Genomic DNA, 26995 nt, shown 5'->3' with positions numbered 1-26995 from the left:
TTCCGCCGGGCCGGCGACGGCGTCCCCGCCGGCTCGAACCTGGTCATTGATTGGTAACAGTGGCCGTGGGTTGTGTCAATGTGTTGTCCTGACATTCGGAGACTCTGTTCGGTAACCGCTTCGGTACAGTGGCGCCCATCCACCGTGCCCCCGACCCCGGCATCCGTACGAGGAGGTCCCCGTGACCGGCCCCGAGATCGTCGTCGACCGGAGCAGCCCGGTCCCGCTCTACTTCCAGGTCGCCGAGCAGTTCGCCGCCGCGATCCAGCGCGGTGACCTGGTGCCCGGCGACCGGCTGGACAGCGAGTTGCACCTCGCCGACCGGCTGGGACTGTCCCGCCCCACCGTCCGCCAGGCCATCCAGCACCTGGTCGACAAGGGGCTGATCGTGCGCCGCCGGGGCGTCGGCACCCAGGTGGTGCGGGGTGAGGTCCGCCGCGGGGTCGAACTGACCAGCCTGCACGACGACCTGGCCCGGGCCGGGCGGCAACCGTCCACCTCGGTGCTGGAGCTGGCCACCGTGGAGTGCCCGGCGAAGGTCGCCGCGGCGCTCGGGGTGGATGCCGGCAGCCCGGTGCAGCACCTGCGCCGGCTGCGGTTCGCCGACGGCGAGCCCCTCGCGGTGATGGAGAACTGGCTGCCGCCGGTCCCGGTCCGGCTCTCCCTGGAGTCCCTGCAGGCCCGGGGCCTCTACGCCATCCTGCGCGCGGCCGGCGTCCGGGTGCGCAGCGCCCACCAGCGGATCGGTGCGCGGGCGGCCACCGCCGCCGAGGCGCAGATGCTCGGCGAGCGGCGCAACGCACCGCTGCTCACCATGTCCCGCACCGCGTACGACGACGAGGGTCGGCACGTCGAACACGGCGAGCACATCTACCGTGCCTCCCGGTACGCGCTGGAGGTGACCGTCGCCGAGCGGTGACGGTGGATGTTTCGCGTCGATTTCAGTGACAGGTATTTACGTCGTCAGGCTGTCATGACATTGTGTCCGACAAGCACCGCCGGCATCGACCTGCGGCCGGCGGTCGACCCGCGAGTCTCTTCGAAGTCATCTCTTGCGAAGGGAACAGCCCATGTCAGTCACGCCGAGACGCGTCACAGGCGTGCTCGCCGCACTCACCGCCGTCACCCTCGCCGCCACGGCCTGCGGTGGCTCCGACGAGCCCGCCGGCAAGGACGCCAAGAACATCACCCTCACCATCGCCTCCAACGCCATCGCCGGCGGTAAGAACTCCGCCGGCGCCGAGTGGATCGAGAAATGGGTCATCCCCCGGTTCGTCGAGGCCCAGAAGGCCAAGGGCGTCACCGCCAAGGTGTCGTTCGTGGCCAGCGGGGTCGACGACGAGCAGTACAAGACCAAACTGGCCCTGGACCTGCGCTCCAAGGGCGGCGCCGACGTGATGTCGATCGACGGCATCTGGGTCGGCGAGTTCGTGCAGGCCGGCTACCTCAAGCCGCTGTCCGACGTGGCCGGTGACCAGGCCGACAAGTGGGACGGCTGGTCCCAGATCCCGGAGAGCGTGCAGGGCCTGGGCACGTTCGAGGACAAGCGGTACGGCATCCCGCAGGGCACCGACGGCCGGGTGCTCTACTTCAACAAGAAGCTCTTCGCCCAGGCCGGCCTGCCGGCCGACTGGCAGCCCAAGAGCTGGCAGGAGATCCTCGACGCCGGCGCCAAGCTGAAGGCGCTGCCCGGGGTGACCCCGATCCAGATCAACGCCGGTACGGCGATGGGCGAGGCGACCACCATGCAGGGCGCGTTGCCGCTGCTGGTCGGTGCCGGCGGGGAGATCTGGAAGGACGGCAAGTGGGCCGGCGCCAACCAGCCGGTCAAGAACATGCTCGACTTCTACACCAAGGTCTACGGCGGCGGCCTCGGCGACCCGAAGCTGCAGCAGGAGGCCAAGGGGCGGGACAAGTCCTTCGAGGAGTTCGCCGCCGGCAAGATCGGCATTCTGGCCGAGGGCGACTACTTCTGGCGCAGCGTCATCAACCCGACGGACGGCACCGCCAAGATGGCCGACCGGGACAGCACCGTCGGGTACGCGATGATCCCGGCCAAGCAGCCCGGCGCGGGCATCCGCGGGCAGGACTTCGTGAGCATGTCCGGCGGCGGCGTCGACGTGCTCAACCCCAACTCGAAGTACCCGTCCCAGGCGTTCGAGCTGCTGGCGTTCATGCACTCGGCGGAGGCCACCAAGGCCCAGCTCGCCGGGGCGGCACGGATCACCTCCCGCAACGACGTCAACAAGGAGGTCCTCGCGGGCGACCCGATGCTCAGCTTCGTCGCCGACAAGGTGCTGCCGCTGACGGCGTACCGGCCGCCGCTGGCCGTCTACCCGCAGGTGTCGGTCGCGCTGCAGGAGGCGACCGCGGCGGCGGCGTCGGGCAAGAGCGTCGACGAGGCGGCCTCGGCGTACCAGAAGAAGGTCGAGGGGATCGTCGGTGGTCCAGGTAACGTCTCGTCCTGACGAGACGGTCGAGGGAGCGCGCCCGGAAACGGGCGCCTCCCCGGCCCCCGACGCGGCCGGGCTGGGCCGGGCCCGGGCCGCCGGGTTCCTCGTCCCGAGCATGGTGCTGATCCTGCTCTTCCTCGTGCTGCCGGCTGCCTGGACGATCTACCTCGGCGTCACCAACTACCGGCTCACCGGCCTGGCCGCGGCCCATCCCGAGGTCGTCGGGCTGGACAACTACACCACCGCGCTGGGCGACGAGCGGTTCCGCACCTCACTGCTGCTGACGCTGCAGTTCGTGCTCGGCTCGGCCGTGATCGGCCAGGCCGGCCTCGGTTTCACGATCGCGTTCGCGCTGCGCGACAAGCGCGGACCGCTGCGCCGGGTGGTCGAGGCGTTCGTGCTGCTGTCCTGGATCCTGCCCAGCTCGGTGGTCGCGTTCCTGTGGATCGCGTTGCTCGACCGGGACGGCGGCACGCTCAACGCGCTGCTCGGCACACCGGGCATGGCCTGGCTGCTCGATCACCCGATGCTGTCGATCATCATCTTCAACACCTGGCGGGGCACCGCGTTCTCGATGATGCTCTACGCCGCGGCGCTGGAGAACGTGCCCCGCTCCCACCTGGAGACCGCGCGGCTGGCCGGCGCCTCCACCTGGCAGCAGCTGCGCGACGTGGTGTTCCCGCGCATCCGCGGGCACGTGCTGACCAACCTGCTGCTGATCAGCCTCTGGACGTTCAACGACTTCACGCCGTTCCTGATCACGGCGGGCGGGCCCGAGCAGCGCTCGGAGATCCTCGCGGTCTACGTCTACAAGGTGGCGCTCTCCGGCGGCGAGCTGGGCTTCGGCGCGGCAATCTCGTTCATCATGCTGCTGATCAACCTGGTCATCGCACTGATCTACCTGCGCATGCTGGGCCAGCGGAAGGAGCGGGCGTGAGCGCGAGGAGTGAGCCGACCCTGCGAGCACCGCAGTCGCGAACGAAGGTGACGCCGTGAGCGCGAGGAGTGAGCCGACCCTGCGAGCCCCGCAGTCGCGAACGAAGGTGACGCCGTGAGCACCGTGACGGACCGGGTCGGGACCGACCAGGCGGCCCGGGCGGCCGTGCGGCACGTGCTGGCCCGGGTCGGCCGGTACGTCTTCCTCTGCCTCGTGCTCGCCTTCTTCGCCCTGCCGCTGCTCTGGCTGGCCACCGCGCCGTTCGACGACACCCCAACGATCGGCATATCGCTGCCGAAGTTCACCCTGGACAACTTCCGCACCCTGCTCGACAACCCGTACGCGCTGACCTCACTGGTCAACTCGGTCTGGCTGGCCGGCGGAACCGCGCTGCTCGTGGTGGTGTTCGCCGCGCTGGCCGCGTACGCGCTGAGCCGGGTCCGGGTGCCGGGCCGCGACGCGCTCCTCTACGGCCTGCTGCTGCTGTCGTCGATCGTCACCGGCACCGCCACCATGGTGCCGCTGTTCGAGCTGGCGTTCCGGCTCAACCTGATCGACTCCCGGCTCGGCGTGATCCTGGTCCTCACCGGCGGCCTGCTGCCGGCGGCCATCTTCATCCTCAAGGACTTCATGGACGCCACCCCGACCTCGTACGAGGAGTCGGCGCGGGTGTTCGGCGCCGGCCCGCTGCAGATCATGCGGCACATCGTGGTGCCGGTGGTCCGGCCCGGGCTGGCCACCGTCGGGGTGTGGGCGGTGGCGAACGTGTGGGGCAACTTCCTGGTGCCGTTCCTGCTGCTGCGCGGCCCGGACAAGGCACCCGCCGCGGTGATCATGTACACCCTCTACACGGAGGGCGGCCAGGCCGACCTGCGGCTGCTCTCCACCTTCTCGCTGCTCTACTCGCTGCCGGTGGCGCTGATGTTCGTCTTCGTCAGCAGCAGGTACGGCTTCCGCTTCCACGGAGGGATCAAGCGCTGATGTCCGCCATCACCCTGCGCGAGCTGACCAAGGTCTACCCCAACGGGGTACGCGCCCTGGACGCCCTCGACCTGGAGATCGCCGACGGCGAGTTCTTCGCCCTGCTGGGCCCCTCCGGCTGCGGCAAGACCACCCTGCTGCGCACCATCGCCGGCCTGGAACTCGCCTCGGGCGGCAGCGTGCACATCGGCGACCGGGCGGTGACGAACCTGCCCCCCGGACAGCGGGACGTGGCGATGGTCTTCCAGGACTACGCGCTGTTCCCGCACATGACCGTGCGGGACAACATCGCGTATCCGCTGCGGATCAAGAAGGTCGGCCGGTCCGCCCGGCACGACAAGGCGGCGGCCACCGCCGACGAGCTGGGCCTGTCCGCGCTGCTGGACCGCCGGCCCGGACAGCTCTCCGGCGGCCAGCAGCAGCGGGTCGCGCTGGCCCGGGCGATGGCCTGCCGTCCGCAGGTCTTCCTGCTCGACGAGCCGCTGTCCAACCTCGACGCGCGGCTGCGGCTGGAGGCGCGCACGTTCCTCAAGCGGCTGCAACGCGAACTGGGCGTCACCACCGTCTTCGTCACCCACGACCAGGCGGAGGCGCTCGCCCTCGCCGACCGGATCGCGGTCATGGAGGGCGGCCGGATCCGCCAGGTGGGCAGCCCCACCGAGGTGTTCCGCCGCCCGGCCAACACGTTCGTCGCCGGGTTCATCGGCTCCACCCCGATGAACCTCGTCCCGGCCCGGGTGCACGGCGACGACCTCGCCCTTGCCGGGGTGCGGCTGCCCGTGCCCGAGGAGGTGCGCGGCCGCCTCGCCGACGCGGAGGACGTGGTCTACGGCGTCCGGCCCGAGTACCTCGACTACTCCCCCGAACCGGCGCCCGGGGCGCTCACCGGCCGGGTGGTCGTGGTGGAGAACCTCGGCAGCTTCTCCCTGGTGTCGCTGGACCTGCCCGCCGAGGACGGCGCGTCCACCAGCGTGCAGGTGGTGGTGCCGGAGGGCCGGGAACCGGAGCCCGGCGACACCGGCTGGGTGGTCCCCCGCCCCGGCCGCTCCCTGATCTACCGCGACGGCGAACTGGTCACCGCCACCGCCGCCCCGCCGGTGCCGGCGCCACGTACCGGCGTCGGGGCGGACGCCTGAGCATGGTCACGCACCGGGGCAGCTGGACGCCGCGGGACCGCGCGGAGAGCATCCTGCGGACCCTGCCGGTCACCGTGCCCCCGGGCACCGCCGCGCTCACCGTACGACTCCAGCATCCCCGCGACGCGGGCGTGCTCGACCTCGGCTGCCTCGGCCCGGCCGGCTTCCGCGGCTGGTCCGGTGGCGCCCGCGACGAATACACCATCACCGCCGGGTGGGCCACCCCCGGCTACCTCCCCGGTGAGCTGGAGCCCGGCGAGTGGCAGGTACTGCTGCGGCTGCACCGGGTCCCGCCCGACGGGCTGCCCTACGAGGTCACCGCCGCCACCGCCACCACCGCACCCGCGCCACCGCCGGTACCGGCCGCGCCGCCCCGGCCGCAGCGTCCGCCGCGTCCGCAGCTGCCCGAGCTGGACGGGCGGCGGTGGCTCGCCGGTGACCTGCACGCGCACACCGTGCACAGCGACGGCGCGTACACCGTGGACGAGCTGGCCGCCCTCGCCGTCTCCCGCGGCCTGGACTTCCTCGCCGTCACCGACCACAACACGGTCAGCCACCACTCCCACCTGCCCGCGTCGGCCGGCCGTTACGGCATCACGCTGGTACCCGGGCAGGAGGTGACCACCGACCGGGGGCACGCCAACGTGTTCGGGCCGGTGGGCTGGATCGACTTCCGGGAACCGGCCGACCACTGGCTCGCCGCGGCGCAGCGGGCCGGCGGCCTGATGTCGGTCAACCATCCGCTCGGTGGTGACTGCGCCTGGCGGCAGCCGCTGACCACCCGGACCCGGCTCGCCGAGGTGTGGCACTCCGGCTGGTGGGACCGCACCTGGGGGGCTCCGCTCGCCTGGGCGCAGGCGTGGCGGCCGGACGTCGTACCGGTCGGGGGCAGCGACTTCCACCGGCCCGGCGCGGACGCGCTGCCCGGCGCCCCGACCACCTGGGTCCTCACCGACGGCGACCCGAGCGACGAGGCCACGGTCCGCGACGCCCTGGCCGCCGGTCGCACCGCGATCTCCGCCGCCCCCGACGCGCCCCTGCTGCTGCGGCTCGGCGACGAGCTGCTGGCCCTGGACGCGGACGGCGCGTTGCTCGGCTACCCGGACGGGCGGCACCGGGTCGTCCGGGGGGACCGGTGCCGGCTGCCGGCCGGCGACGGACTGCACATCCTCGAATCCCACCGCATGGAGGTGATCGCACTGTGCAGCTGAGCGGACGTACCAGAGTGGCCGGAGCCCCGGTCAACTACGGCATCTACCAGCCGGCCGACCCGGAGGTCGGGCCCGAGGACCTGCTCGCCTCGCTGGCGGCGGACGGCTACACCGGCGTGGACTCCGGACCGATCGGCTACCTCGGCACCGGCGAGCTGCTGGACCGGCGGCTCACCGCGACCGGGATCGGCCTGGCCGGCGGCTGGGTCGACCTGCGCTTCGCCGACCCGGACGGCTTCGCCGCCGACCTGGCCCAGCTCGACGCGGCGCTGGACGTGTTCACCGCCGTCACCGTCGACGACCCGCGCTTCGCGCCCCGCCCGACCCTGGCCTGCCCGGGCGACCCGGCCCGGATGGCGCGGCCCGGCACCCCGCCGGACCTGGCCGCCGCGCTGCCGGCGAGCGCCTGGCCGGACTTCGCCGCCCGGGTGCAGCAGGCGGTCGACCGCTGCCGCGGCCGGGGCCTGGAACCGGTGTTCCACTACCACCTGGGCACCGTGGTGGAGACCGAGGCGGAGGCGGACCGGTTGCTGGAACTCACCGACGTGGCGATCTGCCTGGACACCGGGCACCTGGCCCTGGCCGGCGGCGACCCGGTCGCGGCGGCCTACAAATGGTCCGGGCGGATCGGCCAGGTGCACCTCAAGGGCGCCGACCTGGCCACGCACCACCGGGTCCGGGACGCCGGCGGCGGCCTCACCGAGGTGGTCGCGGCCGGCGGGTTCTGCGACCTGGGCAGCGGCGACGTGGACCTCACCGGGGTGCTCCGGGCCCTGGACGAAACCGGCTACACCGGCTGGCTGGTGATCGAGCAGGACGCGCCCGCGCAGGGCCGGGACCTGGCCCGGATCCGCGCCGACCAGAGCGCCAACCTGCGCCGGCTCGAGGAGGCGCTGCGATGACCGAACCAGGCAAGCGGATCCGGATCGCGGTGGCCGGGCTGGGCGTCATCGCCCGCACCGTGCACCTGCCGCTGCTGCAACGCCGCGCCGACCTGTTCGACGTCGTCGCGCTCAGCGACCTGTCGCCGACCCGGCTGACGGAGCTCGGCGACCGGTACGGCGTCGAACCGGCCCGCCGGCACACCGACGCGGCGGCGATGCTCCACGCAGGCGGCTGCGACGCCGTCCTGCTGGCCACCTCCGGCTCGCACGGTGAGCTCGCCGCGACCGCGCTGCGGCAGGGACTGCCGGTGCTCTGCGAGAAGCCGCTCGCCTACACCCTCGCCGAGGCGCAGCGGCTGGCCGGGACCGACGCCGGGCTGATGGTCGGCTACATGAAGCAGTACGACCCGGCGGTGGCCGAGGCCGCCCGGCTGCTGGACGGGCTCGGCGGCGCGGCCGCGGTGCACGCGGTCGAGGTGACCGTCCTGCACGCCGCCGGGGATCAGCAGCTCACCTTCGCCAACCTTCCCCCGGCGCCCCGGGATCTGCCGGCCGGGGCGGTGGCCCGGCTGCGGGAGGTCGACGAGCGGCTGCTCGACGCCGCGGTGGGCACCGACCCCGGCGCCCGCACCCTCTACCAGATCCTGATCAACAGCATCTCGCACGACCTGTCCCTGCTGCGGCTGTTCACCGGGGCGCCGGCCACGGTGGACCATGTGGCGACCTGGCCGCTGGCCCCGGCCGGGCCGGCCGAGCCGTCGGTGGAGATCTCCGGCCGGCTCCCGTCCGGCGGCCGGTACGGCATCCGCTGGCTGAACCTGCCCGACGTACCCGCCTACCGGGAGACGGTGACCCTGCACCACGCCCGGGGCGCGCTGGAGCTGGTCTTCCCGTCGCCGTACCTGCTCAACGCGCCGACCACGCTGACCGCGGTGGACCGGCACGACGGGGGCGAGCGGCGCACCGCGTTCCGGTCGGTGACCGAGGCGTTCGAGCAGGAACTGGTCGCCTTCCACGTGATGGTGACCGCGGGCGCACACCCACTGACCGGCGTCGCCGAGGGCGCCGCGGACCTACGCACCAGCCAACAGATGGTACGCCGCTACGGGGAGCTGACCGGGGTGGCGATCGGCGGAGAGGCGGGGAACTGATGCCGACGGAGATCATCGTGGTGCCGCACACCCACTGGGACCGGGAGTGGTACGAGCCGTTCCAGCGGTTCCGGCTGCGCCTGGTGGCCCTGCTCGACGAGGTGTTCGACCGGATGGCGGCCGACGAGCGCCAGCGGTTCACCCTGGACGGTCAGCTGGCCGCCGTCGACGACTACCTGGAGGTGCGGCCCGAACGCCGGGAGCAGGTCGAGGCGCTGGTCCGGGCCGGCCGGCTGGCGATCGGGCCGTGGCAGATCCTGCTCGACGAGTTCCTCTGCTCCGGCGAGAACATCGTCCGCAACCTGGAGCGCGGGCTGGCCCGCAGCACGCAACTGGGCGGCGCGATGCCGGTCGGCTACCTGCCCGACATGTTCGGCCACATCGCGCAGATGCCGCAGCTCCTGGCGGGCGCCGGGCTGGCGCACGCCTGCGTGTTCCGGGGCGTACCGCAGCGGGTCCGGTCGCACAGCTTCGCCTGGCGCGCCCCGGACGGCACCACGATCCGCACCGAGTACCTGCCCGGCGGCTACGGCAACGCGGCCGGGCTGATGGACGACCCGCGCCTGGTCACCCGCCGGGCCGCCGACCTGGCCGAGCGGCTGACCGGCTGGCGCCTCGACGGCGAGGACAGCCCAGTGCTGGCGATGTACGGCGCGGACCACGCCGCGCCCGCACCCGACTCCCCCGACCTGCTCGCCGCCGCCGGGGTGGACGGGGTGCGCCTGCGGCTGGGCACCCTCGCCGAGTACTTCGCCACCCAGCCGACCGACGTGGCCGGCCTGCCCGTGGTCGACGGCGAGCTGCGCTCGCACGCCCGGGCCAACATCCTGCCCGGCGTGATCTCCGTACGCGCCCACCTGAAGCAGGCGATGGGGCGGGCCGAGCGGCGCGTCGAACGGTACGCCGAACCGCTCGCCGCACTGTTCCACGACCGGTCCGTCCAGCGGTTCCTGGACATGGCGTGGACCCGGCTGATCGACGCGAGCTGCCACGACTCGGTCACCGGGTGCGGCTGCGACGAGACCGCCGAGCAGGTGGCCGCCCGGCTGGCCGAGGCGGACCAGCTCGGCCGGGCGGTCTGCGACCTGGTCGGGGCGAGACTGGCAGCCGACGTGCCGCGCGACGGGTACCTGCTGTTCAACCCCACCCCGGCGACCCGCACGGCCGTGGTCCGGTTGGACGTCGAGGCCCCGGCGGACGGGCCGGTGGGCCTGGTCGACGCCGGCGGCGGGATCGCCGGCGGCCAGGTCCTCGACCGGTCCCGCACGCTGCTCGCCGACGACCTGGTGACGGCGGCCGAGCTGCCGGAGATCCTCACCCGGGTGCACGGCACCGAGCTGTACGGGCAGGAGATCACCGCCTGGTCGGTGTCGCCCGCCGACGCCACGCTCACCTTCCGGGTGGCCCGGCACGGCGACCCGACGTTCGACGTCGAGGACGTCCGGCTGGCGCTGGCCGCCGCGGCCGGACCGGACCGGTGGCGGGTCCGCATCGTCGCCGCGCCACGGGTGACCGTCGCCGCGCGGGTCACGGTCCCGGCGCTCGGTCTGACCGCGGTCCGGCCGGTGGCCCTGCCCGAGGCCGTCGCGGCGCCGCCGACGCCGGTCACGGTGACCGACCGGTGCGTCGACAACGGGCTGCTCCGCGTCGAGGTCGCCGAGGACGGCACGCTGCGGCTGTCCACCCCGGACGGGCTGCGCGTCGACGGGATCGGCCGGCTGGTCGACGGTGGCGATGTCGGCGACAGCTACAACTACGCCCCGCCGGCCGCCGACGAGCTGGTCGACAAGCCTCGCGCGGTGCGGACCGTGGCGGTGCACGACGGCCCGGTGGTCGCCGTGCTCGACGTCGTCCGCGAGTACCGCTGGCCGGTCGGCGCCGACGTGGACGCCGGCTCGCGCCGGGTGGAGCGGGAGACCACCGTCGTCACCACCCGGGTGGAGGTCCGGGCCGGCGAGCCGTTCGCCCGGCTGCGGCTCGGGTTCGACAACCGCTGCGACGACCACCGGGTACGCCTGCACCTGCCGCTGCCCTCCCCGGCCCGCTCGTCGCAAGCGGAGGGTCAGTTCGCGGTCGTCGAGCGCGGGCTGACGGCGGAGGGTGGCGGCGGGGAGCTGCCGCTGCCGACGTTCCCCGCCAACGGGTTCGTCGCCGCCGGTGGCGCCGACGGGTCCCTCGCCGTCCTGCTGACCCAGCCCACGGAGTACGAGCTGACCGACGACGGCCGGGAACTGGCGATCACCGTGCTGCGGTCGATCGGGATGCTGTCGCGCAACCGGCACGCCCTGCGCGACGAGCCCGCCGGCCCGCAGCTGCCCACGCCGCAGGCGCAGTGCCGGGGCGAGCGCACCGTCGACCTCGCCGTGCTGCCGTTTCGGGGCGACCGGGCGTCCGCCGGGGTGGCGCCGGCGGCCGAGGCGTACCGGCACGAGCTGCTGGCCTTCCCGGGCGGCGGCGACCCGTCGACCGGCCTGCCGGCACCGGTGACCGGGCTGACCATCGACGGGGACGGCGTCACGCTGACCAGCGTCCGGGACCGGGACGGCCGGATCGAGGCGCGGGTGGTGGCGGACCGGGACACCGAGGCGGTGATCGGCGCCGGCCGGGCCGTACGCGCCGCGTGCCGGGCGGACCTGCTCGGGCGGCCGGGCGAGGCGCTGCCCGTCGACGGTGACGGCTCGGTGCGGCTGCCGCTGCGGGCGTGGGAGATCGCCACCTGCCAGCTCGACCTGACCCGTTGAGGCCGGCGTGGGGGTCGGGCGAGGCACCGTCCGGCCCTCAGGCGCCGGTCCGCATGCGCGGGTAGCGGCCCCGCAGCAACTCGATGAAGCCGGAAGATCGCTGGGTAGATGTCCGCGGACGCCATCGCCTTCGGGTCGAACCGCACGCGGAGAGTCTCGACGCTCAACGCGTCGAGGGACGTGGCTATGGCTAAACCCGACGACAGCCACCGCAGTCGCAAGTGTTCCAGCTCGCTCAGGTCGCGGCCGGTTCGCGGAGGCGGGGCTGTCGGTGGCCGCGAGCCAGGCTCGTAGCCGCGTTGCCGCTCGGGCGGCGCGAACACGTCGGGCAGGCGCAGGTCCGCGGCGAAGGACTCGCTGCGCACTCGCCCGCGGCCCAGGGCGGGAGTACAGGTGCGGTCAAGGCGCCTGCGACGTAAATCCGGTGATGCCGGTCAGCAGGTCGTCAACGCGTTCGGGACTCCAGGTGATACTCGGATCGGGTTCGACGTAGCCGATGACCGTCGAGGCGATCATGTAAACGGCGGCCGTCCACTCCGCGGGCTCGGTGCTGCCGAAGGCTCGCATCCGTCGTGGAGCCTGTAGGGACGGATCGTCGAGGCTGAGCCTGGTCAGCAGTCCGGTCATGGTCGCCCCGGCCGCGAGGCTCATGAGTTCGTAGCCGTCGGGCCCGGCCAGCGGCGGGACGAGACGGTAGCCGAGCAACGCGGTGAACTGCGCATACGCGCGCGCTCGGGTCTGGTCGGAGCGGCGCTGGGTGGCGACCAGTTCGGCGGCGACCGCCGCGCGCAAGCCGGCGTCGCCGATGCCCTGATGGCTGGCCAGCAGGCTGGTGAAGGTACGCCACTCGGGAGCCGTGCTGAGCACTTCGAAGTCCCTGCCGATGGACACGCGGAGCAGTTCCACCACCAGGTTGCGGCGTTCCTGAGGTGAGCCCAGCCGCTGGGCACGGTCGACCACGACCGCGGCCGTGGGTCCGATGATGCTCGCGTCCGACGCGGGGAGTGTGGTGCCGCTGGCGAGTTTGAGGAGCACGTCGCCGTGGAACCGGTCGCGCTGGGGCCACCGGCGGTACGCGGACGTCCGTGACACTTCTGCCCGCCGGACAACCTCCTCGAACGCGATCCCCTCCAGACCCGTAGAGATTCCTCGCTCGTGCACGAGCGCGACGGCGGCATCGAGGATCCGTTGCTCGGTCTCCCGGTCGTTCATGCGTCGGCGCGGCACCGGACCACCGTAGCAGGCGGGTAGTGCCAGATATGGCACTCGGAGTACCGTAAAAGAAACCGCTAGTACCGAAACATCGGATGAGGCCGGCATCCCGGCGGGCATCGGACGCCGACCCGCCACGCACGTCAGGAGCGAACTCCATGACCAAGATCCCACCCTCGGCCACTCCGCTCGCCGGCCACGGCTCGGCTGCTGACTCATCGCTCGGAGGGGCGGGGATCCTCCGCCTCTCCGGCTTCGCCCTGGTGCTGTCCGGGCTCCTCGCCGGGGCTGCGGCTGTGCTTCAGGCCACTGCTTGGCCGCCCTCGACATCCGCCGGACTGCCGATGTGGGTCGATGCCCATCATGCGACTCTCGCCCTGATAGACGAGTGCCTGGTCATCGGCGCGGCGCTGCTCGCCGTGGGGGTTGTCGGGATGTGGCAGGGCCTGAACGCCCGCAGCCGGCCGTGGGCCGCCGCGGGAGTCGCGCTGATGGCGTTGTCCGCGCCAGTGAGCGTCGTCGACGGTGTCATCTACGGCCGGTTGACCTACCCCGCGTACGGCATCGACGTCGCCGGCGACCCGCAGGCACTGGCGCTCGTCATCACCACCTGGGCCGGGGGAGCCCACGCGGTGAGTCTCATCCTGGCCGTCGCCGGCCTCGCCATCGGAGCCGGCATGATCTGCGACCGGGCCCGGAACACCCTGCTGGGCGCGCTGGGCCTCGCCGCGGGCATCACCCAGCTGCTGGTCGCGTTCCCGTGGCTGTTTCCAGTAGCCGCCGTGACCGGCTGCCAGCTCGTTCTGACCGTCTGGCTCGTGACCCTCGGCGCGAGCCTGTCCGCCCGCACCCGCCTGTCCCTGGTCTGAGCCGCGCCATCAAGACCGTCGCCCGCGACGCCTACTGCTTCCGCAACCCGGAAATCAACGCCTCCAACGTGCCGTCAGGCGAGATTCCCCACCGACCGAAGCCGCAGGGCGCGGACATCCGGGGCGGTCCTCACGTTGCCGGGGTGACCGCGCGCAGCCAGGCCTGGGCGATCAGCGCGTGCCCGAACGGGGTGGGGTGCACCCCGTCGCGGGTCCACACCCGGCCGTCGACGCCAGCGGCCTGGAACAGCTCGTCCACCGCGACCAGCGTCGCGTCGAACTCGGCGGCGAGCCGGCGGACCACGTCGACCTTCGGGTCGAGGTCGGCCCGCCAGCCCCGCTGCCCGTCGTCGAGCGGGACGAGGAAGGGCTCGACCAGGACGAGCCGCGCGCCCAGCCGGCGGGTGGACTCCAGGATGTGCCGGTAGTCGCGGGCGAACCCGGGGGCACTGGTCGGGTCGTCCCGGTCGTACCGCCGCCACGTGTCGTTGACGCCGATCAGGATCGACACCACGTTCGGGGCGAGGGCCAGGCAGTCGATCTCCCAGCGGGCGCGCAGGTCACGCACCCGGTCGCCGCTCACTCCCCGGTTGACGAAGCCCACCCGGTGGCCGGGGTGGCGGGCGGTGAACCACGCGCCGGCCATCATCGCGTACCCGGTGCCGAGGTCGTCGCCGCAGGCCCGGTCGCGTCCGGCGTCGGTGATGCTGTCGCCGATGAAGAGCACCCTGCCGCCGTGCGGCACCGCCACGGTCATCCGTCCGTCTCCCCCCTCGAAGCCCCTGCGATGATCATGCCGCACCCGGCGGGCCGCGGCAGCGCCCGGTCCGGCTCACCCCGGTCGGGCCGCAGTGGTCGGACACTCGGTGCCGGGGAAGGCGTGCCGACCGTCACCTCAGCCGCCCGCGGACACTCGTCATCAACGCACGAGCATGAACCTGATCAGTGGAGGACCGCCTTCGGATAGGGGTCCGGCTCTTTACCACCCGTCGTATCCGACGCTCCCCGCGCCATCCTGGCGGCGTCGGCGGCTACACACGGTTGTCAGCACGTCGCGGGATGACCTGCCCATCGAACCTGGTATTCATAGATTGAAATAGGTTAGAGTCTGCCGAGTGATGTGTAGATCCATCGTTATATAGGAGCCGTCGTGACTCTGCCTGCTCCCACCGGTGTGCCCGCAGCACTCGGCGGCCGTCCGGTGCGAAGTGAGCCTTGGCCCGCCTACGACCTGGGTGACGTTTGGCTGTCCAGACAGGATGAGGAGGCGGCACTGGAGGCGATACGGCAGCGCCTTTACTTCAGGTACGATTACCGCCCATTCGATAAAACCTATACCGGCCGCTTCGAAAAGCGCCTGAAAAGCTATTTCGGCACGGAGTACGCCCTCGCGTGCAGCAGCGGCACGGCAGCGATCACCCTGGCGCTGCTCGGTATGCAGTTGCCCCGCGACGCCAAGGTCGCCTGCCCGGCCTTCACCTTCGCCGCGACACCCAGCGCCATCCAACTCGCCGGGTGCGCCCCCGTCCTCGTGGAGTGCCAGGAGGACCTGCGCCTGGATCTCGAAAATCTGCGACAGGTGCTCTCGGCGGGCGTCGACGCGATCGTGGTCGTTCACATGCGGGGACTCATCGACGACATGCCCTCGATCTGCGCGCTCGCCGACGACCTCGGGGTACCGGTGATCGAGGACGCCGTGCCGGCACTCGGCGCCGTGCTGAACGGACGGCCCGCGGGAACATGGGGCCGAGCGGGAGGCTTCTCCACCCAGTCGGACAAGTCGCTCAACACCGGGGAAGGCGGCTTCCTGCTCACCAACGACGAGGAACTGTTCGCCCGGGCCGTGGTCTACAGCGGCGCCTACGAGGGCCGCCTGGCCCGGCACTTCCCGAACGGCCGGCCGCCGATCAACGACCTGGACCACCCGATCTTCAGCATGCGGATGGACGAGATTCGCGCCGCCCTGGCCGAATCCCTCATGGATCGACTTCCCGACCGGCTCGCCGCCCACCGGCGCAACTACGACCATGTGGCCGACAGACTGGCCGACGTCGACGGGATCGCACTGCGGCGCCCCGTCGCGCCCGGGGCATATCTCGGCGAAGCGCTCGTGTTCCGGGTGCCCGGCGTCGACGCCGAGCGGACGGCCTGGATCGCCGGGGCGCTGCGCGCCGAAGGAATCGGTGCGCGGGCCCTGGCCGACCCGGCCGACCGCAACGTACGCGTCTTCTGGAACTGGCGGTTCCTCGTCGGACCGGACGCGCGGGCGGCACGAGCGCGATACCCGCAGACAGCCACCTACCTCGACGAAGCCATCGACATCCCGCTGTCGGCCAACCTCACGCAGGCCGACTGTGACCAGCTCATCACGGCCGTGAACAAGGTGATTCCCGTTGCGCTATCTGCTGTCTGATCCCGCCCTGACCACACGCAGCCCCGGCGAGGAGTTCGCCCGCGTCGTGGCAGGCTCGCGCGGTGCCGACGTACGCGTCGATCTCGCCGTCTCGCTGCCCACCACCTTCCCACTTGCGGCGCACCGACCCCGGTACACCGTGCGGCACCTGCTCAAGACCGCGACGGTGACCGAGGAACCGGTCTCGGTGGTGTCCGAGGCGGTCGGTGCGCTCGAGTCGAGCGGCGACCGGTACGCCGGCACCCCCGAGGCCCACTTCAGCCCCTCCCTGACGAAGGCCGGCCTGACGACCGTGCGGGCTACCGTGCCCGCCCCGGCCGGCCTCCCCGACGACCCCGCCCTGCTGGCGGCGTTCGTCGATCACCGCGTCGTGGTGCGGCTCTGCACGGTCGAGAACGAGGCGCTGCTGCACGGCAGCGCGGATCACGAGGTGACCGGCCTGCTCCAGCTCCCCGGACTGCGGCGGCAGAAGGCCGACCGAGCCGAGCCGCTGGACCTGATCGTCACCGACAGCGCCGCGCAGGTCGAGGAGATGGGTGGCTCCTGCGACGGCATCGTCACCCATCCCCAGCGGTACTGGGACATGGTCCGCAGCGGCCTGCTGACCCGGCTGGGCGAGGTGGGGGTGCGGGTCAGCCGCACCCGGATGGTCCGCCCCGACCAACTGCTGTTCGGTGACTTCCGGGCCGCAGTCACGTTGCTGGAGCCGGGACGGTCCACGTTGGCGCTACGCGACGGCGTCATCGAAGCGACCGTCCGGTTGGGCCTGGCAGTGCACCTGCCACAGCACCTTCTCCTGGTGGAAACGGCATGACCAGGGTGCTCTACATCACCGGCTGGTGCCGCAGCGGCACCACCGTGCTCGGCAACGTCCTCGGCGAGCTGCCCGGCGTCGTCCACGTCGGCGAACTGCACTACCTGTGGCGCAACGGCGTGCTGGACAGCGGCACCAACAGCACGTGCGGCTGCGGCGACGCCGTCGCCCGCTGCCCCTTGTGGAGCGACGTCCTGACCAAGGTGGCGGGGGACGATCCCGTCGCGTTCGCCCGCTCCGCGACCGCCGATCTCGCGGGCGGCCTGCGCACCCGGCACACCTGGCGCAGGCTGAAGGGGCTGCCGAGTCCCGCAGGCCGGGCGGTGGAGCGGCTGGCTGCCACGTATCAGGCCATCGCCGCCGTCACCGGCTCCCGCCTCATCATCGACGGCTCCAAGTACCCGGCCGAGGCCGCCGCACTGCTGCACCGGCCCGACATCGACCTGAGAGTGCTGCACATGGTGCGGGACCCGCGGGCGACGGCACACTCGTGGCGTCGCGCCAAGGCCTACATCCCGGCGATGGGCGCAATCCGCAGCACCGCCTACTGGGTGGCCTTCAACGCCGCGTCCGACCGCATCGCTCAGGAGGCGCGCGGGCGATATCTACGACTGCGCTACGAGGACTTCGTCACGGATCCGCAGGCGACCCTGCGCGCCGTTCTCGACCTGTGCGACCTGCCCGACGAACCGCCGGTCGATCGGGCCGGGCAGGTGACCCTGGGCGTCAACCACACCGTCACCGGCAACCCCGACCGGCTCCGCCGCGGCCGCATCACGCTCACCCCGGACGACACCTGGCGCGCGGAACTGCCCCTGCTGCCGCGACTCGGCGCCACCACCGTCGCGCTGCCACTTCTGCGCCGATACGGGTACGCGTCATGGACCTAGGCATCGCGGGACGCACCGCGCTGGTGACCGGCGCGACAAGTGGTCTGGGCCGGGCCGCCGCCCGGTCCCTGGCGGCCGAGGGGTGCGCGCTGGCGATCTGCGCCCGCGACGCCGAGCGGCTGGACTCGACCGCCGAGGAGTTGAGCGTCCTCAGCGGGCGTCCCGTGCTCACTCGCGCCCTGGACATCACCGACAGCCGGACCCTCGCATCGTTCGTGGACGACACCGCGCCGCAGATCGTGGTCGCCAACGGCGGCAGTCCCCCGCCCGGGCCGGTGGACGCGATGACGCTGGACGACTATCGGGCGGCGGCCGAGGCGTCGACGCTGCCGCACATCGGCCTGGCACTGGCGGCGATGCCGCACATGCGGGCGGCCGGATGGGGACGGATACTGCTGGTCGGCTCGGAGACGGCCCGTCAGCCGATCCCCCGGTACGGCCTGTCGAGCACGATGCGGCCGGCCCTGCTCGGCTTCGCCCGCAGCCTCGTGCACTCGCTCGGCAGCTCCGGGATCACCGTGAACGTGCTGGCCCCTGGCTACCACGACACCGGTGGTCTGCGGCGTTCCCTCGGCGACGAGGCGGACGACCGGTTGGCGGACATCGGCCGCCACATCCCCGTCGGCCGGGTCGGCGATGCCGCCGACTTCGGCGCCGTGGTGGCCTTCTTCGCCAGCACCTACGCCTCGTTCATCACGGGCACGTGCCTGCTGGTCGACGGCGGCGCGACGAAAGGCATCGGATGACACTGCGCTTCCGGGCACCCCGACGGCCGGGTCCGGTCGCCGGGCACGCCCCTGCCAGCCCGGCCGGGCGGATCGCCGGACTGCTGGTGGCGGTGCTCGTCCCGTTCGTGGCGTTCGGCGTGGTCATCCCCGTCCTGCCGGTGCTGGTCACCGAACGGCTCGGCGGCAACGCCTTTGCCGTCGGCCTCGCCTTCGCGGCCTCGGGGGTCGCCACGCTGATCGCCCGGCCCTACGCGGGACAGCTCGCGCAGCGCTTCGGCAGCCGGACCATCATGATCGGCGGATGCCTGATCGCGATGGTCACCGGCGGGTTGTACGCGTTGCCGGTCGGCATCCCGGGACTGGTGGCGACCCGCCTGCTGGCCGGTGTCGCCGAGGCGATGGTGTTCACGGCGGGATCCGTGTGGGTTGTCACGCTCGCCCCCGAAGCCCGGCGCGGCGAGATCGTCGGCTACTACGGCTTGTCGATGTGGACGGGCTGGACGGTGGGACCGATACTCGGCCTACTGCTGGGTATGCCGTCGGTCTGGTGGCTCGCCGGACTCGCGCCACTGGTCGCCGTCGGGGTGCTGCTCCTGCTCGGTCCGCAGCCCGCGACAGGCGGCGCGGTGTCCCGGCGGCTGATCCCAAAGGCGGTGTTGCTGCCCGGCGTCGCCCTGGCCATGGCGGCGTTCGGGTACGCGGCGCTGACGGGTTTCGTCGCGCTGCACCTGGGCGCTCGCGGCATCCATGACGGAGCGGCGATGGTGAGCCTGTTCGGCGGGGCCTACGTGGTGGTCCGGATCCTGTTCGGGCGGCTGCCCGATCGTGTCGGGCCCGGTCGCGTCGTCATCTTCTGCGGCGCTGTCGAAGCGCTGGGACTGCTCCTTCTCACCACCGCACCCACCTGGTGGCAGGCGGCGATCGGCGCGTTGGCGATGGGCGGCGGACTGACGTTGCTCTATCCCGCGCTGGCGTTGGTGGTGATTGGCCGGGCCGACGAGGCAGAACGGGGCGCGGCGCTGGGCGCGTACACGTCGTTCTGGGATCTCGGCCTCGGCGCGGCCGGACTCCTGGCCGGAATGATCGCGCTGGCCGGCTACCCGTGGGTCTTCGCCGCCGCCACGGCTCTGGCCATCGGCTCGGCGGTCATCGGCCACATGGTCAGCAGCGGCAGCCGTAGGTGACTCAGAGGAAGCCTGCCCGGGCTCGACGACGGTAACGTGCCAGCCATGGCGAGGATCCCGACCTACCGCGCCGAAGACGTCGAGGTGCGGGAGTTCGACGAGTCCGTACGTGCCAGGCCACTTCGGAGTGGCGCGGACCAATCCGGAACTCCCAACCCGTGTGCTGTCCGCGGTGCTCGGTCATGCCCTCCATCCGGACACCTCGGTCGCTCCGGCGCACACCCCACGGGTCACCGCGCAGATCCACGCCGACCTCGCCTTTACCGTGGAGGACGATCAGTCCGCGCCCTGGGACGGTGCGGGCGAGCCCGGCCCGGGCAACCACGGGTCGCTGCTCGGCCCGGAAAGGTGGCTCAGCGCCGCAGCGGCGGCCCCGGGCCAGGTGACCATCCGCGACCTTCGGACCACCGCGCGCGGTTAGGTGCCGCCCGCGCGGCCGGCACCCGGCAGCTGCCCGATGCCCCGCTCGTCGTTGACGGCCGACGAACCAGCCTCGACGCGCTGCTGGCCAACCGGTGGGGTGTGGCTCCGGGGCGGGGCCGGCAGTCATCCCGAGGCCGAGGCGCGGCTCAGCGCCCACGACGCCGTCTTCGCCGACGTCGAAGGGCTCCGAGGCGCCCGGTGACGATCGTGCGCACCGACCGGTTCACCGCGGACACCGTCCCGTCAGCCGGCACGGAGCGCGCACGAGGCCACCCGTCGCCGGCCGACCGGTGACCGCACCCGGGCGACGCCGCTACCCCGCGACCTCCAGCCGCAGGTAGACGTAGTCGGTGTCGTCCGGCCCGCCGGGCCGGCGCCGGCCGTCCGGCTGCCAGCCGTGCCGGGCGTAGAAGGCCTGGGCACTCCGGTTTCGCTCCCAGACCTCGAGCAGGCCGGTGCGCAGGGACGATTCCGCCAGATACCGCAGGAAGGCGGAGTGCAGGCGGCTCCCGATGCCGCGACGCCACCTGCCCGGCACGACGTGGATCTGGTAGAGCTGTCCGACCTCGCGAGCGTCGACGTCCGCCGCCAGCGGCGGACCCATCGCGGCGATGCCGACCACCTCACCGTCCGCCACCGCGCACCGCACCCGCTTCTCGGCTGCCTCCAGCGACCTGGTCCACCGTGCTCGCAGATCCTGGGACGCCGCCTCGACGGAGCCGACCGGGACACCGCCGGCTCCGTAGTAGGCGATGCGGGCCCGGTGGTGGATGTCGACGACGCCGTCCAGATCCGCCAGGGTCGCCTCTCGCACCACGAGCACGGTTGACTCCTTCGGTCGTCGATACGGCCTGATGCTGCCAGACATCGGCGCCGCCCACTGTCCCGTACGCGGTCGCGAGCCGGGCGCGACGCGGCCGTACCTCAGGCGGTGACGTGGGCGCTGTCGCCGGCGGTCGCCGCCCACGAGGTGCCGCCGGCCACGAGAAATCGAGGATCGGGCTGACCGGACCGGCCACGTCCGCGGCGGCCTGCGCCAGGCCACGGCGGCGGCCCGACCGGTGCCCGGGGTACCCGGTCACCACCCGTACGGCGTCCTAGGAGGCTGGGTGGGATGATCGACTGCTCGGGCTTTTCAGCACCGTAGACCGCCCAGCACCTCCCCGCCGGGACTTCGATCGCACCGTTCGGGCCGTTCAGCACCGCCGGCGCCCGGTCCACCGGTGGTCGCGCCGCCGGCGGTTCCGGACGCCACCGGTCGGGTGCCGCCGGCGCACGGCAGACTGGGGGCGTGGACAGGCGACGTGGGGAACTGCTCGGGGTGGACGCGCCGGTCGTCGCGGCGCCGATGGCCGGAGGACCGACCACCGGCACGCTGGTCGCGGCGGTGGGCGCGGCCGGCGCTTTCGCGTTCCTGGCGGCCGGCTACAAGACACCGGCCGCGATGGCCGCGGAGATCGCTGCGGCACGGGTCGGCGGCCTGCCGTTCGGCGTGAACGTCTTCGTACCCACCCCGGTCCCCGTCGGGGAGTCGGAGTTCCGCCGGTACGCGGGCCGGATCGCCGCCGAGGGCGCGCCCTACGGGCTCGACCTGGCGGACGCCGCCCGCATCGAGGACGACGACCACTGGGCGGCGAAGCTGGACCTGCTCGTCCGCGACCCGGTGCCGGTGGTCAGCTTCACCTTCGGCCTCCCGCCGGCAAGCGTCGTCCGGGACCTGCGCCGCGCCGGCAGCCGGGTGCTGGTCACGGTGACCGACGCGGCGGAGGCCGCGGCCGCCGCCGACCTCGGCGTCGACGGGCTGGTCGCGCAGAGCGGCCACGGCGGCGGCCACTTCGGAACGTTCACGCCGGCCACCCCGCCGCCGCTTCGCCCGCTGCCCGACCTCGTCGGCCTCGTCGCCGGCCGGACCGGGCTGCCCGTCCTCGGCGCCGGAGGCGTCGGCGGTTCGGCCGAGGTGCAGGCCGCGCTCGCCGCCGGCGCGACCGCCGTCCTGGTCGGCACGCTGCTGCTGCGGGCGGCGGAGAGCGGCACCAGCCGCACCCACCGGGACGCACTGGCCGACCCCGGACGGGACCGGACGGTGGTCACCCGGGCGTTCACCGGGCGACCGGCCCGCGCCCTGCGCAACGCCTTCATCGACCGGTACGACGCCGCCGCCCCGCTGGGCTATCCCGCGCTGCACCACCTGACCCGGCCGCTGCGTACCGCCGCCAGCCGGGCCGGTGACGCCGAGCGGCTGCACCTGTGGGCGGGCACCGGCTGGCGTGCCGCCCGCGCCGCCCCGGCGGCGGAGATCATCGCCGACCTCACCCGAGGGCTCTGACCAGGCGCCCGGCCGGTACGGACCGGCGGCGGGTCACCGGCAGGCGGCCGACAGCGCGGCCAGCAGACCGGCCGGATCGTGGACGACCTGGTGCCCGTCGCTGATCACGCGGCGGGTGCCCGGATCGACCGGGTCGATGGCGGCCCAGCTCACCGGAGCCACGCCCAGCTCGACCTCGAACCCGGAGGGACAGCGGAGGCGGACCTCCCGAAGCGGTCCCCACTCGGCCAACCGGATCACCTCGCCGCCGAGCAGGCCGGTCCAGACGTCGGGCTCCGCGTACCCCGGGTTGTCGGCGACGACCACGACGTCGACGTCGGAGTCCATCCGCGCGGCGTCGCGGGCCCACGAGCCGACGACGACCACGCCCCGCACGTCGGGGCGCCCCGCCGCCCACCCGGCCACCGCGCCGATCACCGACCGCGCCTCGCGGACCCGTTCCGCCGTCACCATCCGGTGAGTCTCACACGGGCCCGCAGAAGCGGTGGCCCCGCCGCCCCGGCCGCCGACCGCGCGGCCGGTCTCAGTCCGCTGATCCCTCGTGCCAGCGCAGGACGCGCAGCGCCCGCAACGTGTTCCACCGGCTGGGCCAGCCGTCGCCGTCCTCCATCGCGAAGTGGACGTCGCCGGGGTGGGTGTGCTCCAACAGCCAGCGGCCGTCGGGCCGCCGCTTGTCGCGGAGCAGCCCGACCGCCTCGTCGACCCGCGGGTCCGCCGGCTCGCCCGCGGCGCGGAAGTACTCCAGCGCCCGGAGCACGTCGTAGTGCCAGCGGGTCGGGAAGGAGAACGACAGCCACGCCGGGTCGACCACCTCGCCCGTGCTCCGGCGCCGGAACAGTCGCCGTTCGAGCAGGTACTGCTCGCCCCGACGGCGCGCCGCGACCGCCTCCGCCGTGCCGCCGGTCGCGCGTTCGTGCGCCAGCAACCCCTCCAGCACGTTGATGGTGGTCGCGAACGATGAGCGGACCGACCCGTACGCCGCCCAGCAGTTCCACCCGCCGTCCGCGAGCTGCTCACCGAGCAGCCGGTCCACCACGCCCGCGACGTCCTGGCCGAAGTACGCGCCGAGCGCTACGGTCATGCCGTTGATGCAGGGCTCGACCTCGCCGGCGAAGAACGGCTGCCCGCCCTCCTCCCAGCGGCAGTGCTCGCGGACCAGCGCCACCGCCCGGCGCACCCGGCGATCCCGCGGGTCAACGCCGAGCTCGCGTAGCAACAGGAGACTGTACGCGGTGGCGGTCCACGGCTGGCTCCCGTCTTCGGCCGGCCCGCTCCCTGCCGGGAAGTACGCACCACCCGCCCACTGGCCGTCGACGCCCTGCACGGTCAGCAGCCGGGCGCCCCACCCCTCGGTGGCCACCCGCGCCCGCTCCGCCGCCACGACCTCCGCCGGCGCGCCCTCGAGATCACGCAACACCTGCCACCGGACCGACGGATCGGAGTCGAGCAACCAGTCCAGCACGGTCATCCACCGAGACTAGGGCCTGCCCTGCCCGTCCCGTGACGGTCGTCGACGATGTGCCGGTGGTGCGTCGCGGCGGACCGAACGACCCGGCGTGGCGGTGACCGCGCTGGCCGTCCGACACGCCGGAGGAACGTCCCGCTATCGGGCGAGCCCGGGCTCAGCGCCGCCGTCATCTGGCTCCGATGACCGGTCCCACGGGCCCTGATCCAGGCGCCTGCCCAGCGAAAGACCAGCATCGGTGTGGCCGTGCCTGCGATAGAAGCGCACCGCGTCGACGTTGCGATGGTGGATACCGGCCGACAGATACCTGATCCCCCGGTCGGTTGCCCACCGCTGGGCGGCCCGCAGCAACGCTGATCCCACCCCGAGCCCCCGGACATCGGGCAGCACCACCGTGTGCACCTCCGCCGACGGCTCAGGGCGCAGGATCTGGTGCTCGGGCGGGTCGGGGCGCCGCAACACCTCGACCATTCCGACCACCCGGCCATCCTGAGCCTCAGCAACAAGAACCGCGCTCCGCCCCGACTCATCGGCCAACGCTGCGGTGAAGTGGCGAACCACCGCCTCACGCTGCGGAACGCGATAGGTGTGCGGATCGAGGGCGAGATGAGCCACGGCGTTGGCCAGGCGTAAGTCCACCAACGAAGGAACATCCGCCATGCTCGCCGGCCGAACCGCTGGCCCAGTCCTGTGCATCATCCGGATGCTAGGGGCAAACAACGACTTTGAGGTACCCGCCATGATCTAGAGATCGACAACAGCGGCGGAGGATGTGAGATGTCCAGAGGGGTCTTGGCATGAGGCGTCGTTCATCCCGGACGTGGCTGATCGCGACCCGGCATGGCGGGTGGCCAGCCGGTTTCGGCAGTTGCGTGGTGACGACTACGCCGGAGGCTTTGTCCTGCGCCGCTTCGAGTCGTTCGTCGGGGCGGAGGTGCGGACCTGGTGGGTCGAGGGTTCCTGCCGCCTGGTCACCGCGCACCCGGATACCCCGGCACACCAGCCAGCCGCTGCGTTCGACCTGGCGGCCGTGGAAGCCTCGGTGCGGGCCTTGGACCTGCCGTTCGTGACGGCGGACTTCGCACTGCGTGACGATGGTCGGTGGCGAATCGTCGAGATCGGCGACGGCCAGGTCAGCGACCGGCCACGCAGCACCCCGGCTGCCGAGCTGATCGCGGCTCTCAACACCGAGGACCGCTGACCACGTAACAGCGCCACCGGCGGCTCGCCCACCGCCCCGGCACTCAATGAGATCGCGTGCACGGATCTGCCGCCGGTCGGGGCGTCACGTTGAGTAACAGGCGACGCTCGGGGCGCGACCTTGCCGATGACCGTGCACCGCGCGACGTAGTCTTCAACAGTGGACACGACCGCCCTCACCCCCCGCGTGCTGGTGATCGGATTGGATCCGTATCGGGTGCCGGGGCCGTGGGACCCCAAGCCAGTCGCAGACGGCATCGAAGTCGGGCGGGCCCGATTCGTCGATCACGGCCTGGGGGCTGAGTTCTGCCTGTTCGGCCTCGACGGCAGCGACGATGTGGAAGCGGTCGTCACCACTGCCCTTTGCGCCCAACCTTGGGAGTGCGTCGTCATTGGCGGCGGGGTGCGCAACCAGCCGGAACTGTTCGAGCTGGTGGTCAATCTGGTGCGGCGGCGCGCGCCCGACGCGGCGATCGCATTCAACGCCACGCCGGCGGACACGTTCGACGCGGCCGCCCGGTGGGTTGAGCTGCATGGATGATCGCTCATGCCGCTGATGGCGCTCGTGTAGTTGCGCCTGCGCTTCGGTGATGGGGTCACACGGTAAGCGGGATGCGAGACATCGGTCGCAGTTGCATGATGTCAGGATGACAGGATGCAGCATGGCTGAACCACGACAGCCAGTTCGTACCCGGGCGAGAAATCTTCCGCTCGCAGCGCGACTTCGCTGTGTGGGCGTTCGCCGTCAGCCGTAGCCAGCTTCTGCTACGCGCCCGAGTGGCTGATGGGCAGCCGCGTATCGACATCTTGTTCAAGCCTGTCGAGGCCATGAAGCTGCGGACGGAGTACGAGGGGCTGGTCATCCGGTGTGGGACCGTTGCCGAGCGTGACCGCATTCTTGCGTCGTCCGGACTGGCCGGAGAGGCCCTGCGAGTTCTTGTGATCGAGACGGCGGGGAACTTCGACTACGTTGTCACCAGTGCTGTCGGCTGGCTTGAAGACGACGGGCGAGACAACGATCCGAGCTCCCTCGGCTTCTTCCCTCCCGCTAGCGACCCAACTCGGATTCTTCCGTCGGGAAACCCGCAGCGCGTGGACTGAACACCAACGTCCGGGAACGCCGTCAGGCTCACGATCCGGCGTACTCTCACGCCGCCCCTCGGTCGTGCCTGGTCCGGTGCACTGATCTGCCGCCGAGCGGGCGCGCCGGAAGGCAGCAACTCCCGTCACTCTCCGTAGACGTCCCGCGCAGGCGGTGCTGTCGGCGGTACTGCGGGTCGAGTTGGCCGAACGCGACTCCGTTCTCGTCCAAGGCGTTGTACAGGGTCAGCCAGCCGTCGGCGAATCGGAGGCCAAGGGCGACGCCACCGTCCGCCAGGTCGCCGCCAGCCCATTCGAGAAGCTCCACCGCCGCAAGGCACTGCCCGCGCCGGGCAGCCAACACGGCGGGAACGTCGTCGCGCCAGACCAGCCGCAAGCCGTCCGATGTCGGCCACGCCGGCGCCCTGGTCACGTCTACCGAGTTCCACGTAATCGACAGATCATCGAACTTCTGATGATTGACTTCCAGGCGCTCCCCGGCGAAGTCAAGCACCACCGGACAGTCAGCAAACCACTCGTCGTCATCGGCATCCCACACGACCCACGTACCCGTCAGCCGGCGGCCAACGAGCCCGCGCAGCCGGCGACCGTGACGGTTGGCGACCTCGTTGACCCCGTTGAGCCAACATGGCTGATACCCAGCGATTCCGAAGTCGAACACCACTCGAAAAGTGTGCCTGACACCGCGCCTCCGGCGCTTGCCATGACAACTCCCGCGCGGGCAAGCACTCTTTGCCGCTGTCTGCGCGGGCCGCTCGACCGCGGTCACACTCGGTGACTGGCCCGTGGGACCGGCAGCATCCTGAGCTAGCCGAGAAGAGTGCATCCCACCTCGAGGCGTTGCTACTACCCCTGGGGGTCACTCTTCAGCGTTCA

Annotated in this window: 27 protein-coding genes; 20 read left to right on the top strand and 7 right to left on the bottom strand. The window is 72.3% G+C overall.

The annotated features are described in order from the left end of the window. Nucleotides 1-181: 181 nt before the first annotated feature. The 9 genes from ACL02O_RS22100 (at nucleotide 182) to ACL02O_RS22060 (ending at nucleotide 11494) form a co-directional block, all read left to right on the top strand. Nucleotides 182-919 (top strand): GntR family transcriptional regulator, encoded by a 738-nt coding sequence (locus ACL02O_RS22100; RefSeq protein ID WP_412820028.1) that lies wholly within the window; start codon nucleotides 182-184, stop codon nucleotides 917-919. Nucleotides 920-1070: 151 nt separating this feature from the next. Continuing rightward, nucleotides 1071-2468 (top strand): extracellular solute-binding protein, encoded by a 1398-nt coding sequence (locus tag ACL02O_RS22095; protein ID WP_412820027.1) that lies wholly within the window; start codon nucleotides 1071-1073, stop codon nucleotides 2466-2468. Beyond that, nucleotides 2443-3390 carry a carbohydrate ABC transporter permease gene (locus ACL02O_RS22090; protein ID WP_412820026.1) on the top strand — a complete coding sequence of 316 codons (948 nt, stop codon included), beginning with the start codon at nucleotides 2443-2445 and terminating at the stop codon, nucleotides 3388-3390. The genes ACL02O_RS22095 and ACL02O_RS22090 overlap by 26 nt, the downstream gene beginning before the upstream one ends. Before the next feature lie 114 nt (nucleotides 3391-3504). After that, a complete protein-coding gene (locus ACL02O_RS22085) occupies nucleotides 3505-4371 on the top strand; it encodes a carbohydrate ABC transporter permease (RefSeq protein WP_412820025.1) in 867 nt (288 codons plus the stop codon). Beyond that, nucleotides 4371-5507, top strand: a complete 1137-nt coding sequence (locus ACL02O_RS22080) for an ABC transporter ATP-binding protein (protein ID WP_412820024.1) — start codon at nucleotides 4371-4373, stop codon at nucleotides 5505-5507. Before ACL02O_RS22085 ends, ACL02O_RS22080 begins: the two co-directional genes overlap by 1 nt. 2 nt (nucleotides 5508-5509) lie before the next feature. Continuing rightward, nucleotides 5510-6718 (top strand): CehA/McbA family metallohydrolase, encoded by a 1209-nt coding sequence (locus ACL02O_RS22075; RefSeq protein ID WP_412820023.1) that lies wholly within the window; start codon nucleotides 5510-5512, stop codon nucleotides 6716-6718. Further along, nucleotides 6709-7620 carry a sugar phosphate isomerase/epimerase family protein gene (locus ACL02O_RS22070; RefSeq protein WP_412820022.1) on the top strand — a complete coding sequence of 304 codons (912 nt, stop codon included), beginning with the start codon at nucleotides 6709-6711 and terminating at the stop codon, nucleotides 7618-7620. Before ACL02O_RS22075 ends, ACL02O_RS22070 begins: the two co-directional genes overlap by 10 nt. Further along, a complete protein-coding gene (locus tag ACL02O_RS22065; protein WP_412820021.1) occupies nucleotides 7617-8753 on the top strand; it encodes a Gfo/Idh/MocA family protein in 1137 nt (378 codons plus the stop codon). The genes ACL02O_RS22070 and ACL02O_RS22065 overlap by 4 nt, the downstream gene beginning before the upstream one ends. Further along, nucleotides 8753-11494 (top strand): glycoside hydrolase family 38 N-terminal domain-containing protein, encoded by a 2742-nt coding sequence (locus ACL02O_RS22060; protein WP_412820020.1) that lies wholly within the window; start codon nucleotides 8753-8755, stop codon nucleotides 11492-11494. Before ACL02O_RS22065 ends, ACL02O_RS22060 begins: the two co-directional genes overlap by 1 nt. Nucleotides 11495-11893: 399 nt before the next feature. Here ACL02O_RS22060 and ACL02O_RS22055 read toward each other — a convergent pair whose 3' ends face one another. Further along, the gene (locus tag ACL02O_RS22055; protein ID WP_412820019.1) at nucleotides 11894-12706 is read right to left on the bottom strand and encodes a hypothetical protein; all 813 of its coding nucleotides are present in this window, start codon (nucleotides 12704-12706) and stop codon (nucleotides 11894-11896) included. Nucleotides 12707-12864: 158 nt separating this feature from the next. Between ACL02O_RS22055 and ACL02O_RS22050 the strand changes: the two genes are divergently transcribed. Beyond that, nucleotides 12865-13575: a hypothetical protein gene (locus tag ACL02O_RS22050; protein ID WP_412820018.1), complete on the top strand. Its 711-nt coding sequence runs from the start codon at nucleotides 12865-12867 to the stop codon at nucleotides 13573-13575. 130 nt (nucleotides 13576-13705) lie between these two features. On the opposite strand, the gene ACL02O_RS22045 is transcribed toward ACL02O_RS22050, so the two are convergent. Next, nucleotides 13706-14332 (bottom strand): SGNH/GDSL hydrolase family protein, encoded by a 627-nt coding sequence (locus ACL02O_RS22045; protein WP_412820017.1) that lies wholly within the window; start codon nucleotides 14330-14332, stop codon nucleotides 13706-13708. A gap of 393 nt (nucleotides 14333-14725) precedes the next feature. On the opposite strand from ACL02O_RS22045, the gene ACL02O_RS22040 reads away from it, so the two are divergent. The 6 genes from ACL02O_RS22040 (at nucleotide 14726) to ACL02O_RS22015 (ending at nucleotide 20025) form a co-directional block, all read left to right on the top strand. After that, entirely contained in the window at nucleotides 14726-15988 is a 1263-nt protein-coding gene (locus ACL02O_RS22040) for a DegT/DnrJ/EryC1/StrS family aminotransferase (protein ID WP_412820016.1), read from the top strand. Next, the gene (locus tag ACL02O_RS22035; RefSeq protein WP_412820015.1) at nucleotides 15969-16802 is read left to right on the top strand and encodes a family 3 encapsulin nanocompartment shell protein; all 834 of its coding nucleotides are present in this window, start codon (nucleotides 15969-15971) and stop codon (nucleotides 16800-16802) included. Before ACL02O_RS22040 ends, ACL02O_RS22035 begins: the two co-directional genes overlap by 20 nt. Beyond that, nucleotides 16799-17692, top strand: coding sequence for a sulfotransferase family protein (locus tag ACL02O_RS22030; protein ID WP_412820014.1), 894 nt, complete (start codon nucleotides 16799-16801; stop codon nucleotides 17690-17692). The genes ACL02O_RS22035 and ACL02O_RS22030 overlap by 4 nt, the downstream gene beginning before the upstream one ends. Then, nucleotides 17683-18438: an SDR family oxidoreductase gene (locus tag ACL02O_RS22025; protein WP_412820013.1), complete on the top strand. Its 756-nt coding sequence runs from the start codon at nucleotides 17683-17685 to the stop codon at nucleotides 18436-18438. Before ACL02O_RS22030 ends, ACL02O_RS22025 begins: the two co-directional genes overlap by 10 nt. Beyond that, entirely contained in the window at nucleotides 18435-19604 is a 1170-nt protein-coding gene (locus ACL02O_RS22020; RefSeq protein ID WP_412820012.1) for an MFS transporter, read from the top strand. The genes ACL02O_RS22025 and ACL02O_RS22020 overlap by 4 nt, the downstream gene beginning before the upstream one ends. 172 nt (nucleotides 19605-19776) lie before the next feature. Then, nucleotides 19777-20025, top strand: a complete 249-nt coding sequence (locus tag ACL02O_RS22015; protein WP_412820011.1) for a hypothetical protein — start codon at nucleotides 19777-19779, stop codon at nucleotides 20023-20025. Nucleotides 20026-20340: 315 nt separating this feature from the next. Here ACL02O_RS22015 and ACL02O_RS22010 read toward each other — a convergent pair whose 3' ends face one another. Further along, nucleotides 20341-20850 carry a GNAT family N-acetyltransferase gene (locus ACL02O_RS22010; RefSeq protein WP_412820010.1) on the bottom strand — a complete coding sequence of 170 codons (510 nt, stop codon included), beginning with the start codon at nucleotides 20848-20850 and terminating at the stop codon, nucleotides 20341-20343. A 468-nt stretch (nucleotides 20851-21318) separates the two neighbouring features. Here ACL02O_RS22010 and ACL02O_RS22005 point away from each other — a divergent pair, with 468 nt between their 5' ends. Next, a complete protein-coding gene (locus ACL02O_RS22005; RefSeq protein ID WP_412820009.1) occupies nucleotides 21319-22353 on the top strand; it encodes a nitronate monooxygenase in 1035 nt (344 codons plus the stop codon). Nucleotides 22354-22386: 33 nt separating this feature from the next. On the opposite strand, the gene ACL02O_RS22000 is transcribed toward ACL02O_RS22005, so the two are convergent. From ACL02O_RS22000 to ACL02O_RS21990, 3 genes are all read right to left on the bottom strand, one after another. Next, the gene (locus ACL02O_RS22000) at nucleotides 22387-22806 is read right to left on the bottom strand and encodes a nucleotidyltransferase domain-containing protein (RefSeq protein WP_412820008.1); all 420 of its coding nucleotides are present in this window, start codon (nucleotides 22804-22806) and stop codon (nucleotides 22387-22389) included. 70 nt (nucleotides 22807-22876) lie between these two features. Further along, on the bottom strand, nucleotides 22877-23821 hold the full coding sequence (locus ACL02O_RS21995) for a hypothetical protein (protein WP_412820007.1): 945 nt from the start codon (nucleotides 23819-23821) through the stop codon (nucleotides 22877-22879). A gap of 135 nt (nucleotides 23822-23956) precedes the next feature. Then, a complete protein-coding gene (locus tag ACL02O_RS21990; RefSeq protein WP_412820006.1) occupies nucleotides 23957-24514 on the bottom strand; it encodes a GNAT family N-acetyltransferase in 558 nt (185 codons plus the stop codon). 76 nt (nucleotides 24515-24590) lie between these two features. On the opposite strand from ACL02O_RS21990, the gene ACL02O_RS21985 reads away from it, so the two are divergent. The 3 genes from ACL02O_RS21985 to ACL02O_RS21975 all read left to right on the top strand — a co-directional run bounded on the left by ACL02O_RS21985 (nucleotide 24591) and on the right by ACL02O_RS21975 (nucleotide 26119). Beyond that, complete coding sequence (locus ACL02O_RS21985) at nucleotides 24591-25019, top strand: ATP-grasp domain-containing protein (RefSeq protein ID WP_412820005.1); 429 nt, start codon at nucleotides 24591-24593, stop codon at nucleotides 25017-25019. Nucleotides 25020-25178: 159 nt separating this feature from the next. Beyond that, the gene (locus ACL02O_RS21980) at nucleotides 25179-25559 is read left to right on the top strand and encodes a hypothetical protein (RefSeq protein ID WP_412820004.1); all 381 of its coding nucleotides are present in this window, start codon (nucleotides 25179-25181) and stop codon (nucleotides 25557-25559) included. A gap of 236 nt (nucleotides 25560-25795) precedes the next feature. Then, nucleotides 25796-26119, top strand: coding sequence for a hypothetical protein (locus tag ACL02O_RS21975; RefSeq protein WP_412820003.1), 324 nt, complete (start codon nucleotides 25796-25798; stop codon nucleotides 26117-26119). 46 nt (nucleotides 26120-26165) lie between these two features. On the opposite strand, the gene ACL02O_RS21970 is transcribed toward ACL02O_RS21975, so the two are convergent. Further along, on the bottom strand, nucleotides 26166-26783 hold the full coding sequence (locus ACL02O_RS21970; protein ID WP_412820002.1) for a hypothetical protein: 618 nt from the start codon (nucleotides 26781-26783) through the stop codon (nucleotides 26166-26168). Nucleotides 26784-26995: the final 212 nt, after the last annotated feature.

The sequence above is a fragment of the Micromonospora mangrovicola genome (genome assembly GCF_047200535.1).
Taxonomy (GTDB): Bacteria; Actinomycetota; Actinomycetes; order Mycobacteriales; family Micromonosporaceae; genus Micromonospora.
This window is presented reverse-complemented; position numbering and strand designations above follow the sequence as displayed.